The sequence below is a fragment of the Streptomyces caatingaensis genome (assembly GCF_001187435.1).
GTDB classification, from domain to species: Bacteria; Actinomycetota; Actinomycetes; order Streptomycetales; family Streptomycetaceae; genus Streptomyces; species Streptomyces caatingaensis.
The window spans coordinates 1,088,355-1,100,578 of the sequence record NZ_LFXA01000002.1 but is presented as its reverse complement, the minus strand read 5'-3'; the positions used below and the strand labels follow the sequence as shown (position 1 = coordinate 1,100,578).

Sequence of the window (12,224 nt, the reverse complement as noted above, 5' to 3'; positions counted from 1 at the left end):
CCATGCGATCGGCCTGACGCCGTCCGCCCTACGGCAGTTCCTCGCGCAGCAGCGCGCGGGCGAGCGGCTCCCCCGTCCGCCGTGCGTGGACCGTGCGCTCCCGGACTTCGGCGAGGGTGCGGGGACGGTAGCCGGGGCCGGTGCAACAGCCCATCGGGAAGCGGATCCCCGCGTCGAGGAGGACGGCGAGGACCCGCCAGGCCGACCGGTCGCGGCGCGGCGGTGGCTGGAACGCCGCACCGACGTGGATCAGCGCCCCGCCACAGCGTGGGCAGATCCGTCCTCCGGCGTCGTCGTGGGGGACGGGAAAGCGCTGCTTGTACGACGCGCGGCAGGGCACACAGACGAACGAGGTCTTCGCAGGGGGCACGGCCCGAGTCTACGCGCGGGTGGCCCGCGCGGGAGGGCACCGCTCCCCGCTCGGGTCAGCGCATCGCCATGTCCACGATGCGCCGGATCAGCTCCGGGTACGTCCATCCCGCCCCGGCCGCCGCGAGGGGGAGGAGGCTCGTCGCCGTCAGGCCGGGACAGGCGTTGACCTCCAGGCACATCGGCCGGCCGGCGGCGTCGCAGCGGAAGTCGGTGCGCGAGTAGGCGTCGCCGGCGAAACCGAGGGTCTCGTGGGCGCGCAGGGCCAGGTGCCGCAGGTGTTCGGCGAGTTCACGGGGGATCCGGGCCGGACAGACCTCGGTGACGGCCCCCGGCTGGTACTTGGCCGTGTAGTCGAACAGCGGGGTCGTCAGCTCGATCTCGACGACGGGGAGCGCCCGGTCGCCCACGACCGCGACGGCGAACTCCCGGCCGGGCAGGAATGGTTCCACCAGCAGCTCGGTCCCCTCCGACGCCGTCAGGGCCAGTTGCTCCGGGGTGTCGACCCGCTGGACGGAGACGCTCGACCCGTCCGCGACGGGCTTGGTCACGACCGGCCCGGCCGCCAGCAGGCGGTGGACGTCCCGGGGGACCTCGCCGGACCCGGGCCGCCACAGCACGCGTTCGGCCACCGGCACTCCCGCCGCGCCCAGGACCGCCTGCGCGCGGCCCTTGTGCCAGGCCGCCGCGCAGGCCGCACCGTTCGCGCCGGTGAACCGGACGTCTGCCTTCCGGAGCAGGTCCTGGACGGTGCCGTCCTCCCCCCAGCCGCCGTGGAGCGCGACGAAGACCAACCCGGCGCCGCGCAGCAGCTCCAGGACGGGCCCGCCCGTCAGGGCGGCGTGCATGCGGCGGCGCAGCAGCGGACGGTCCGAGGGGGACGGCGGTTCCTTCCCCACCGCGGCCACCTCCACCGTGTCACCGGGCCGCAAGGGCCCGGCCCGCAGGGGCTCCGCGGCCGCCGGATCGACCGGCAGCACCTCGTGGCCCAGTTCCAGCAGGGCCCGTGCCACCGACCCGCCCGAGGCGAGCGAGACGTCCCGCTCCGAACTCTCTCCACCGCACAGGACGACGATTCGCATACCGCATTATCACCGGGCGGCCGCCCCTGCCCCACGGGCCGTTTCCCCCGCCACGAACGGCTCGTTGGCCCCGTGAGCGGGCAGGCGGACGAAGGGACGGGAGAGGGACATGGCTGGGGACGAGCGTCCGGACGATCTGTTCTCCGGCCTGGCGCGGGACTGGTGGGGCGCGGCCTCGCCCGCCGCGCCGCTGCGGGCGTTGAACGAGCCGCGCTTCGCCTACTTCGACCGCTACGTGGAGGGTGGCTGGGCGGGGCGGCGGGTGCTGGACGTCGGCTGCGGCGGGGGTTTCACCACCGAGTACCTCGCCGCGCGGGGCGCGAAGGTCTCGGGCGTGGACGTGTCGCTCGCCCTCGCGTCCGCCGCCCGGACGCACGCGGCCGCGTCGTCCCTGGACATCGGGTACGCGGTGGGCGCGGGCGAGCAACTGCCGTACGCGGACGGGGTGTTCTCGGTGGTGACCTGTCTCGACGTCCTGGAGCACGTGCCCAGCCCCGGCGAGGTGGTGCGGGAGGTCCACCGGGTGCTGGCGCCCGGCGGGATGTTCCTGTTCGACACGATCAACCGCACGTGGCTCTCGCGCGCGGTGATGATCTGGGGGCTGGAGCGGGTCCTGCGCGCGATCCCCCGGGGGACGCACGACTGGCACGACTTCATCACCCCCGGCGAGATGACCGCCTACCTCGCCGCCGCCGGGTTCACGCCGGTGGGCCGGATGTCGGGCCTGGCGGTGGTGGGACGGCGCCCGGACGGGACGTTCCGGGCGCGGCTGACGCGGAACGTGTCGTGTACGTACCTGGGGGCCGCCCGCCGCTGACACCGCCTCGGCGGCCCGCCGAGCGCCGTGCCCGGCGGACGGCGGGCCGACAAGACGGCGGGCCGGCGGACGGCGACGGCCCTGCCGGGCGCGCCGCCGTCCGTACGCGGGATCAGTAGCCGCAGAAGGGCGGGATGATGTTCTTGTGGGCCACCCAGCCGCGGGTGCCCTTCGCCAGGCCGCCCTTGCTCCGGGACTTCAGCTGGACGTAGTCCCAGCCGCCCGACTTCTTCAGGATGCGGATCGGGTCACCGAAGTACAGCTGCCCCTTGACCGCGCCCGAGGTGCCGGCCTTGGCGCGCAGCCGCGTGCCGTTGGTGTAGATCATGGCGTTGTCCTCGTGGCACTCCTTGGCGGCCGCGGTGGTCCGCGTGGCGGACGCCGGGGCGGCCTGGGCCGGGACGGCCAGGGCGGCGGTGGTGCCGATGAGGGCGGCGGTGGTGAGTGCGAGGGATATGCGTCGCACGGTTCCTCCGTTGGTGGTTCTTGTGGGGGGGTGCGGCGGATGCCGCGCGATCACCTTAGATGCAGCGTGGGAGGGGTGTGCGGCGGGGTCGTCGTCCGCGTCGGGGCGAACGGGAGATCGCCGACACATCGGGCATCTCCGCGTGCGGTGCCCGGCCTTGACCGGGATGTCGGCCCTGTCCGCCCTCCCCTGCCGTCGCGAGCAGACCCCTTGACGCGGCCCCCTTGGCGCAGACCCATCGACGCAGACCCATTGACAACCGACTGGAAACCTTCCTAACAATTCTCGCGGAAGGGGGATCGCCCGTGACGACCGCCGAACGCCGCACCGCCGAACGCCCCACCGCCGGCACGCCGAGGCTGCTGCGTGCCATCAACGACCGCGCCGCACTGGAGGCGTTGATCGCCGAGGGGCCGCTGTCGCGGGCGCGGCTCGGCGAGTTGACGGGGCTGTCGAAGCCGACGGCGGCGCAGGTGCTGGCGCGGCTGGAGGCGGCGGGGCTGGTCGTGGCGGCCGGGACGAGGGCCGGGGGGCCGGGGCCGAACGCCCGCCTGTACCAGGTCGGTCCGGGAGCGGGACACGTCGCGGGGCTCGACGTCACCAGGACCGAGGTCCGGGTGGCGGTCGCCGGCATCACCGGGTCCACGCTGGCGGAGCGGCGGTTCCCGACGAAGGGGTGGACGGCGGCCCGTACCGTCGCGAGGACCGCGGAGGCCGTCGCCGCGACGGTACGGGCCGCCGGGCTCGCCCCGGGCGCGCTGCGCGAGGTGGTCGTCGGCATCGGCGGCGCCCTCGACCCGGCCACCGGACGCCTGCGGTACGCCGCGCACCTGCCCGGCTGGCACTCCCCGCGCCTCGTCGCCGAGTTGAGGACGGCCGTCGGGGCGCCGGTCTCCGTCGAGAACGACGTGAACCTCGCCGCCGTCGCCGAGCGGACCCTGGGCGCCGCCCGGGGTCACGACGACTTCATCCTGCTCTGGGCGGGCACGGGCGTCGGCGCGGCGGTCGTCGTCGGCGGCCGGACGCTCCGGGGGGCGACCGGCGGCGCCGGCGAGGTCGGCTACATGCCGCTGCCCGGCGCGCCCGTGGTCCGCCAGGTCCGCCGGCGGAACTCCGGCGGCTTCCAGCACCTGGCCGGCGCGTCGGCCGTGCTGGCCCTGGCCCGGCGGCACGGCCTCACCGCCCGGACCGCCGCGCGGGCCGTCGCCGAGGCCACGCGCACCCCCGGCCCCGGCGACGCCTTCCTCGCCGGGCTCGCCGGGCGGCTGGCGCTCGGGCTGGCCTCGATCGTCGCGGTGGTGGACCCCGGACTCCTCGTCCTCGCCGGGGAGATACCGGCCGCGGGCGGCGAACGGCTGCGCGGGGCGGTCCAGGACGCGCTGCACGAGCTGACGATCGCCCGGCCGGAGGTCCGTTCCGGCACGGTGCCCGGATCACCCGTCCTGCACGGCGCACTGCACCGCGCCCTGGACACCGCGAGGAACGCCCTCTTCTCCACCCTCTGACACCCCGACAGGAGTCACGTCACCATGCGCGCACTGAAGTTGGCCGTCGTCGGCGGCGGCTCCACCTACACCCCCGAACTCGTCGACGGCTTCGCCCGCCTCCGGGACACCCTCCCGGTCGGCGAACTGGTGCTGATCGACCCCGACGCCGGGCGGCTGGAGGTCGTCGCCGGGCTCGCCCGCCGGATCCTCGCCCGGCAGGGGCACCCGGCCGCCGTCACCACCACCGCGTCCGTCGCCGCGGGCTCCGAGGACGCGGACGCCGTGCTGCTCCAACTGCGCGTGGGCGGCCAGGCGGCGCGCGACGAGGACGAGACGTGGCCGCTGGAGTGCGGCTGCGTCGGGCAGGAGACCACCGGCGCGGGCGGGCTCGCCAAGGCGCTGCGCACGGTCCCGGTCGTCCTGGGCATCGCCGAGCAGGTGCGCCGGGCGGCCCCCGGCGCCTGGATCGTGGACTTCACCAACCCGGTGGGCATCGTCACCCGGGCCCTGCTCGGCGCCGGCCACCGCGCCGTCGGCCTGTGCAACGTGGCGATCGGCTTCCAGCGGAAGTTCGCCGCGCACCTCGGCGTCGCGCCGGAGCGCATCCGCCTGGACCACGTGGGCCTCAACCACCTCACGTGGGAGCGCGGCGTCACCCTGCTCGACGCCCCCGGCGCGGCGTCGGGCCGCGAGGTGCTGCCGGAGCTGCTGGCCGGCTCCGGCGAGGCGATCGCGGCCGACCTGCGCCTGCCGCTCCCGCTGCTGCGGCGGCTGGGCGCCGTCCCCTCCTACTACCTGCGGTACTTCTACCGGCACGACGCCGTCGTGGACGAGCTCCGCGCGAACGGCTCGCGCGCCGCCGAAGTCGCCCGCATCGAGCGAGAGTTGCTGACGATGTACGCGGACCCGGCGCTCGACACCAAGCCCGGGCTGCTCGCCCGGCGCGGCGGCGCCTTCTACTCCGAGGCCGCCGTCCAGCTGATCGCCGCCCTCCTCGGCACCGGCCCGCGCGGCGCGGGCGGGCCGCAGGTGGTCAACGCCCGCAACGACGGCACGCTGCCCTTCCTCCCCGACGACGCGGTCGTCGAGGTCCCGGCCGAGGTGGACGCCGACGGGGTGCGCCCGTTGCCGGCGCGGCCCGTCGAGCCGCTGTACGCGGGGCTGATCGCGCACGTCACCGCGTACGAGCACCTGGCGCTGGAGGCGGCGCTCAAGGGCGGGCGCGACCGCGTGCACGACGCGCTGCTCGCCCATCCCCTCGTCGGCCAGGAGGAGTTGGCCGAGCGGCTGACGGACCGGCTGATCGCCCACAACCGCGCCCACCTGAACTGGGCCTGATGCCGGGACCGTTGGGGGGCATCCGATGGCACGTCAGCCGAACGGCGAGCAGGTTCCCGGCGTCCTCGCGATCGACGCCGGGAACAGCAAGACGGACGTGGCGCTGGTCGCGCTCGACGGCACCCTGCTGGGCAGGGCCAGGGGCGGCGGTTTCCGTCCCCGGCACGACGCGGCGGACGAGGCGGTCGGGGGGCTTGCCCCGCTCGTCGAGGCGGTCGCCGCGCAGGCGGGCCTGCGGCCGGGCCGGGTGCTGACGACCCGGGTCAGCGCGTGCCTCGCCAACGCCGATCTGCCCGTCCAGGAGCGGCGGTTGCGGGCGGCGTTCACGGCCCGGCCGTGGGGGCTGGACGCGTGGGTCGCCAACGACACCTTCGGCCTGCTGCGGGCCGGCACCGACGGGCCGCGCGGCGTCGCCGTCGTCTGCGGCGCCGGCATCAACTGCGCCGGGCTGCTGCCGGACGGCCGGACGGCCCGGTTCCCGGCGCTGGGCAGACTCACCGGCGACTGGGGCGGTGGCGCGGGGCTCGCCGCCGAGGCGATGTGGCACGCGGCGCGGGCCGAGGACGGGCGGGGCGGGCCCACCGCCCTGTCCGCCGCCATCGGCGCCCACTTCGGGCTGGCCGGGGCGAACGCCGTGGCGGAGGCGGTGCACCTGGGGCTGCTGCCGGAGGAGCGGCTGCACGAGCTGGTCCCGGTCCTGTTCGCCACGGCCGAGGCCGGCGACCCGACGGCACGGCACCTGGTGGACCGCCAGGCCGAGGAGATCACCCGGCTCGCGGTGGTCGCCCTGCGGCGGCTCGGGCTGCTGGGGGAACCGACGCCGCTGGTCCTCGGCGGCGGCGTCCTGGCCGCCCGCCACCCCCTGCTGACCGCCGGTCTGACGGCGCGGCTGGCGGCCGAGGCGCCCCTGGCCGAGCCACGGTTCGTCACCGCCCCGCCGGTGCTGGGCGCCGCCCTGCTCGGTCTCGACCACCTCGCCGCCGACCCGGCGGCCGGCCGGCGCCTGCGCGCGGCCTTCGCGGACGCGGCGGCCCCGGCAGTCCCGGCGTCCCCGCCGGGCAGCACGGGCAGCGCAGGCGGCACGGGCAGCACGGACAGCGCGGCCCCGGACGCTTCCGGGCCCGCGTCCGGCCCCTGACCCCCGGTCAGCGGAACGGCGCCCGTGGCCGCCGGCGACACGGGCAGGCATGCGCCGGAGGCGCACGGGGCACACGTGGGTCACGTCCACCGGGGCCACGGGCCCCGCCCCGCGGCAGCTGGGAGGCATCTCGTCATGGCCGGTCAGCGCACCGACGGCAGCGGCACCCGCGCCGGCACGGTCCGCACCCGCGTCCCGGCACGGCTGGACCGGCTGCCCTGGTCGCGCTGGCACTGGACGGTCGTCCTCGGGCTGGGCACCGTATGGATCCTGGACGGCCTGGAGGTGACCGTCGTCGGCAACATCGCCTCCCGGCTGGCCCACCCGGACAGCGGCCTGGACATCAGCAGCGCCCAGGTCACCGGCACCGCCGCCGCGCTGTACGTGGCGGGCGCCTGCTCGGGCGCGCTGTTCTTCGGCTGGCTGACCGACCGCTTCGGCCGCAAACGGCTGTTCCTGCTCACCCTGGCGCTCTATCTGACCGCCACCGCCCTGACGGGCCTGTCCTTCCAGCCCTGGTGGTTCTTCCTGTTCCGCTTCCTGACCGGCAGCGGCATCGGCGGCGAGTACGCGGCCATCAACTCGGCCATCGACGAGCTGATCCCGGCCCCCTACCGGGGCCGGGTCGATCTGATCGTCAACGGCAGCTTCTGGATCGGCGCCGTCGGCGGCTCCCTGCTCTCCGTGGCCATGCTCGACACCTCCCTGTTCCCCGCGAACCTGGGCTGGCGGCTGACCTTCGGACTGGGCGTGCTGCTGGGGCTGGTGATCCTGCTGGTGCGGCGCAATGTGCCCGAGTCGCCGCGCTGGCTGTTCATCCACGGCCGGGGCGAGGAGGCGGAGGAGCTGGTGGCGGGCATCGAACGGAAGGTCGCCGCGCAGACCGGCCGCGAGCCGGCCCCCGTCGACCGCGCGATCACCATCCGCCAGCGCCGCAGCATCGGCTTCGTGACGATCGCCCGCACCGTCTTCCGGTCCTATCCGCGCCGGGCCGTGCTGGGACTGGCCCTCTTCGTCGGGCAGGCGTTCCTCTACAACGCCATCACCTTCGGCTACGGCACCATCCTCAACCACTTCTTCTCGGTGCCCCCCGGGGACACCGGCTACTACTTCGCCGTCATCGCCTTCGGCAACTTCCTCGGCCCGCTGCTGCTGGGCCGCCTCTTCGACACCGTCGGCCGCCGGGTGATGATCAGCGGGACGTACCTCCTCAGCGGTCTGCTGCTCTCCGGCACCGCCTGGCTGTTCGGCCGGGGCTCCCTCGACGCCACGACGCTGACGGCGTGCTGGTGCGTGGTGCTCTTCTTCGCCTCGGCGGGCGCCAGCAGCGCGTACCTGACGGTGAGCGAGGTCTTCCCCATGGAGACCCGCGCGCTGGCCATCGCCTTCTTCTACGCGGTGGGCACGGCCGTGGGCGGCGTCAGCGGGCCGCTGCTCTTCTCCCGGCTCACCGACTCGGGAGTCGTCTCCGACACCGTCCTCGCGTTCGCCATCGGCGCCGCCCTCATGACCGCCGCCGGCGCCGTCGCCGCCGTCCTGGCCGTACCGGCCGAACGCCGCTCCCTGGAGGACGTGGCGACGCCGCTGACGGCCGAGGACGGGCCGTAGGGCGCGGGCGGCAGGGCGGTCCCCGGGCCGTCGGCGAGCGGGCCGTCGGCGAGCGGGGCGTCCGGCCCGGGCCGGAACGGGCTCCGGGCCGGGCGGGCGGCGGCCCGTCGAAGTGGTAGGCGAGGGCGAGGCCGGCGCATCCCTCGCGGACGGCCGGGAGGCTCTCCTCCGATTCCGCCTCCAGGATCGTCGGCCCGGCCTCGGGGTGGTCGGCGGCGGACCGGGCCGGCGCCCCCGGACAGCAGCCGCCGGCCCGCGCCGGCGAAAGTGGCGGCGCCGCCGGCCGTCCCGTAGGGGACGGGTCAGGGGTGTCCCCGGGACGTCCCCGGGGCGCGCCCGCGGCCGCCGTTCCTAGGCTCGTCCCATGACAGCACACACCCCGGACGCGGCCTCCGTCCCCTGGGCCGAGCAGCGCGCCTCCCACGCCGACCGCGACGCGGTCGTGCGCCGGCTCCAGCAGGCGGCCGCCGAGGGCCGCCTCGACTTCCACGAGCTGGACGAGCGGCTCGAACAGGCGCTCACCGCCAAGACCTTCGGCGCCCTCGCCGCGCTGACGGCCGACCTGCGGGGCGCGGACGGCGAGGCCGGGGAGCCCGTGCCCGGCCGTCCGCCGGTCCTCAAGGGCGGCATGCACGGCATCGTCCGTACGGGCCGCTGGAAGGTGCCGCCCCGGCTGACCGCCTATGGCGGCATGGGCGGTGTCGTCCTCGACCTGACCCGGGTCGAGAGCCCGCCACGGGTCCTCGACTTCGAGGTGCACGGGCAGATGGCGGGCGTGACGGTCGTCATCCCCGACGACTGGTCCGCCGAGACGGACGGCGTCGAGCCCGGCCTGGGCGGCGTCAAGGACAGGACGACCCCCGACCGCTCCCCCGACGCGCCCCTGGTCCGCCTCACCGGTACGGGCGGCATGGCCGGAATCGTCGTCCGCCACCCGAAGGCGCGGGAGCGGCGCCGGCTGGAGCGCGAGGGCAGGGCGCTCGCCGCGCGGTAGCCCGGGTACGGCAGGATGGGGCCATGAGTGTTGTCAAGATCAATGTCCTGACCGTCCCGGCCGAGCAGCGCGAGGTCCTCGAGCAGCGCTTCGCCTCGCGCGCCGGCGCCGTCGAGAACTCCGACGGCTTCGAGTGGTTCGAGCTCCTCCGGCCGCTGGAGGGCACCGACACGTACCTGGTCTACACCCGCTGGCGCAGCGAGGAGGACTTCCGGGCGTGGATGGAGGGGCCGATGAAGGCCGCCCACCAGGGCGGTGGCGAGGGCGCCCCGCGGCAGAAGCCGGCCGCCTCCGGTTCGACGCTGTGGAGCTTCGAGGTGGTGCAGCAGGCGGGGCCGAAGGGCGCCGCCTGAGGCCCGGGCCCCGGAAGAGCCCGTCCGGCAGGGTGGAGGAGAAGGCGGTCCGCGCCGAGTGCGTCGTGCGGCCGCCGTTCGGCCGGCTGTTCAGGAGGGGCGCCCATGACACCCGCCGCCCCGGCGGGAGATCATCGGGACATGACGGCGATCAAGAGGACAAGAGCGGCGGCCCGGGGCGCCTGGACCGCGGTCGCGCTGCTGGCGGCGTTCACGGCCGCCGGGTGCGGGAGCGAGCGGCACGGGGACGAGGCCGGGGCGGCGCCGACGCCGAGCGCCGTCGCGGACGTGCCGTGTCCGGGCGAGAGCACCACCGCGGCGCCCGCGCACACCGCTCCGGCCGGTGATCATTACGCCGAGAACCACGGCTTCCGGGTGCCCATCGCCTTGCAGGGCAAGGCCCGGTGCGAAGGGTTCGCGGCGGCCAAGCGCATCGAGGACGCGCTCGAACCGCTGCGCAAGCGCGGCGACTTCTCCGCGAAGAGCGCCCGCCGGGCGCTGACGGGGCTGGGCTACCCGGAGGCCAAGGTGAAGGTGGACGAGGGAGGCCCCACCCGGGTCGACTTCCTGATCGACGCCTCGCGGATGTGTGTGGAGGGGTCGATGAACCAGGCGGTCGCCAAGGCGGAGGCCTTCGGCGGGTATCCGGACGGGACCGGGTGCGAGCCTCCCCGCGGGGGTCACTGATCCAGTCGCTGATCCGGTCACGGGTCCAGTCACCGGTCTAGTCACCGGTGTGCACGAGGCCCGGCGGTAGCGGACTTCGCGCAGCAGGACGCCGTCGTAGTCGTCGGACCGGACGGCGCCGTCGGCGACGTACCCGGCGCGTTCGTAGAAGCGGCGCGCCCGCGCGTTGTCGGCGAGGACCCAGAGGAGGAGCGTGCCGTAGCCGCGGGCGCGGGCGTGCACCGCGTCCAGGAGCGTGCGGCCGACGCCGGAGCCGATGCGCGGCGGGGCCACGTACAGGGCGTAGAGCTCGCCCGCCGGCGCGGGCGTCGCCGCGTCGCGGCAGGGGCCGAGGGCGGCCCAGCCGGCGACACGTCCCCGCGCGTCGGCCGCGACCAGGTCCGTCGTCCGGCCGCCGGGCGTCCGGAAGCGCTCGCGGCGCCGCCGGGCGTCGTCCTCGACCGTCATGCGGTTCAGGAAGGACGACGGGACGATCCCGGCGTACGCGGCCTGCCAGCCGGTCACGCGGACCGCCGACACGGCCTCGACGTCCGCCTCGCACATCCGCCGCACGGTCACCTGTTCCGTCATCGGGTGCGGAGCTCCGTTTCCCAACTCAGCTCGCCCTGCATCGACATGCGCACCTTGGGGTCGCGTACCGCCGCCGTCGTGTCGGTGGCCCGCGCGGTCACCCGGTGCCGGCGGCCGTCGGCGGGGACGCCGAGGGAGCGCGGGGTCACCAAGGTGCGGCCGCGCGCGGCGCGGACCTCGCGCCCGTCGGCGTACCAGCGGACGACGACCGTCCGGGCGCTCGTCCGCACGGTGATGCGGGCGGTGCGGGCGACCGGGCGGTCCGTGCGGAGGCCGCTCGTGAGGACGGCCGCGTGCCGGTGGAAGCCGGCGATCATCGCTTCGGCGCCCGGGAGGTTGAACTCCCGGCCCAGGGTGCGCATGACCGAGTTCTCGGTGGGGCGGAAGAGGCCCTTGGGGTAGTAGCCGCCGCCCTCGTACGCGCCCACCGTGCCCCCGTCGGGTGAGGTCCGGCCGAGCCAGCGGTACCACTTCGCCCGGCGCCCGGCCATGTCGCCGGCGCGGAGGGTGCTGACGTTGGCCTGGGCGGGTTCGTCGCCGGTGTAGGTGCCGTAGTCGGGGTACTCGTACTCGTCGGCGAGCTTGCCGAGCGAGTGGCCGGTCTCGTGGACGGCTATGCGGTCGGAACGGGGATGGTCGGACGACGCCGTGGCGATGCCCTCGTAACCGGCCTTCGAGACCACGTCGTTGTAGCCGGCGCCCCCGTACTTGGCCGAGTGGGACAGCACCACGACCAGGTCGGCGGCGGGCGCCTTCGCCGCGTACGCCTCGACGCGGTCCGTGTCGACGCACAGCAGCCGCTCGATGCCGTCGCAGAAGAAGGCGGACCGCAGGGCGGTGTCCTTGACGACGTCCTTGCCGGGGTCGCCCGAGACGCCCGAGTCGTGGGAGACGGCGTCGACGGCCCAGACGTTGAAGAGGTTCCGGTAGGAGGCGTAGGGCTCCACGGCGGACATCTTCTCCCACTTGGCGCGGACGGCGGCGTGGAAGTCGCCCTGCTGGGCGGCCGTGTAGCCGTCGCCGATGAAGACGACGTCGAGCCTGTGCCCGGCCGGGCCGTTCCGGACGATCGGTACGACGTCGCCGTCGCCGCGGACGGACGGCCGGAGGGGGGCGGACGGCGCGGGCGACGCGGGGACGGTGGTGTGGCGAGGGTGCCCGTCGGGCCCGGTGAAGTACTCGACGCGATGCCCGCGTTGGGGGGTGGCGGCCGATGCCGCCGGAAGGGTGGTCACGGCCGCGAGGGCGGCCACGGCGACGGCCCCTCCCCAGCGGCGTCTCCCGGTGTGCCGGCGTATTCGGGTCGGCATGGGGC

12 protein-coding genes and 1 pseudogene are annotated in these 12,224 nt (G+C 75.6%); 8 read left to right on the top strand and 5 right to left on the bottom strand.

Going from position 1 to position 12,224, the window contains the following annotated elements; all coding sequences use genetic code 11:
* Positions 1-28: 28 nt before the first annotated feature.
* Positions 29-370 (bottom strand): hypothetical protein, encoded by a 342-nt coding sequence (locus tag AC230_RS05455; RefSeq protein ID WP_049714743.1) that lies wholly within the window; start codon positions 368-370, stop codon positions 29-31.
* A gap of 55 nt (positions 371-425) precedes the next feature.
* Positions 426-1,451 (bottom strand): D-alanine--D-alanine ligase family protein, encoded by a 1,026-nt coding sequence (locus AC230_RS05450; protein ID WP_049714742.1) that lies wholly within the window; start codon positions 1,449-1,451, stop codon positions 426-428.
* Between the two features lie 109 nt (positions 1,452-1,560).
* On the opposite strand from AC230_RS05450, the gene ubiG reads away from it, so the two are divergent.
* Positions 1,561-2,268, top strand: a complete 708-nt coding sequence (gene ubiG / locus AC230_RS05445) for a bifunctional 2-polyprenyl-6-hydroxyphenol methylase/3-demethylubiquinol 3-O-methyltransferase UbiG (RefSeq protein ID WP_053160995.1) — start codon at positions 1,561-1,563, stop codon at positions 2,266-2,268.
* Positions 2,269-2,380: 112 nt separating this feature from the next.
* Here ubiG and AC230_RS32415 read toward each other — a convergent pair whose 3' ends face one another.
* Positions 2,381-2,734, bottom strand: a complete 354-nt coding sequence (locus AC230_RS32415) for an SH3 domain-containing protein (protein ID WP_049714741.1) — start codon at positions 2,732-2,734, stop codon at positions 2,381-2,383.
* A 305-nt stretch (positions 2,735-3,039) separates the two neighbouring features.
* Here AC230_RS32415 and AC230_RS05435 point away from each other — a divergent pair, with 305 nt between their 5' ends.
* The 7 genes from AC230_RS05435 (at position 3,040) to AC230_RS05405 (ending at position 10,339) form a co-directional block, all read left to right on the top strand.
* Positions 3,040-4,239 carry an ROK family transcriptional regulator gene (locus AC230_RS05435; RefSeq protein WP_049714740.1) on the top strand — a complete coding sequence of 400 codons (1,200 nt, stop codon included), beginning with the start codon at positions 3,040-3,042 and terminating at the stop codon, positions 4,237-4,239.
* Between the two features lie 33 nt (positions 4,240-4,272).
* Positions 4,273-5,559, top strand: a complete 1,287-nt coding sequence (locus AC230_RS05430; RefSeq protein WP_049715052.1) for a 6-phospho-beta-glucosidase — start codon at positions 4,273-4,275, stop codon at positions 5,557-5,559.
* A gap of 25 nt (positions 5,560-5,584) precedes the next feature.
* Positions 5,585-6,697: an N-acetylglucosamine kinase gene (locus AC230_RS05425; RefSeq protein WP_078870961.1), complete on the top strand. Its 1,113-nt coding sequence runs from the start codon at positions 5,585-5,587 to the stop codon at positions 6,695-6,697.
* A 135-nt stretch (positions 6,698-6,832) separates the two neighbouring features.
* A complete protein-coding gene (locus AC230_RS05420) occupies positions 6,833-8,305 on the top strand; it encodes an MFS transporter (protein WP_049714739.1) in 1,473 nt (490 codons plus the stop codon).
* A gap of 364 nt (positions 8,306-8,669) precedes the next feature.
* Positions 8,670-9,299 (top strand): DUF1707 SHOCT-like domain-containing protein, encoded by a 630-nt coding sequence (locus AC230_RS05415; RefSeq protein ID WP_049714738.1) that lies wholly within the window; start codon positions 8,670-8,672, stop codon positions 9,297-9,299.
* Between the two features lie 23 nt (positions 9,300-9,322).
* The gene (locus AC230_RS05410; protein ID WP_049714737.1) at positions 9,323-9,652 is read left to right on the top strand and encodes an antibiotic biosynthesis monooxygenase family protein; all 330 of its coding nucleotides are present in this window, start codon (positions 9,323-9,325) and stop codon (positions 9,650-9,652) included.
* 141 nt (positions 9,653-9,793) lie between these two features.
* A complete protein-coding gene (locus AC230_RS05405; RefSeq protein WP_241833086.1) occupies positions 9,794-10,339 on the top strand; it encodes a hypothetical protein in 546 nt (181 codons plus the stop codon).
* A gap of 114 nt (positions 10,340-10,453) precedes the next feature.
* On the opposite strand, the pseudogene AC230_RS30760 reads toward AC230_RS05405, so the two are convergent.
* A pseudogene (locus AC230_RS30760) lies at positions 10,454-10,786 on the bottom strand (N-acetyltransferase family protein); the annotation flags it as partial.
* 119 nt (positions 10,787-10,905) lie between these two features.
* Complete coding sequence (locus AC230_RS05400) at positions 10,906-12,219, bottom strand: M64 family metallopeptidase (protein WP_049714735.1); 1,314 nt, start codon at positions 12,217-12,219, stop codon at positions 10,906-10,908.
* Positions 12,220-12,224: the final 5 nt, after the last annotated feature.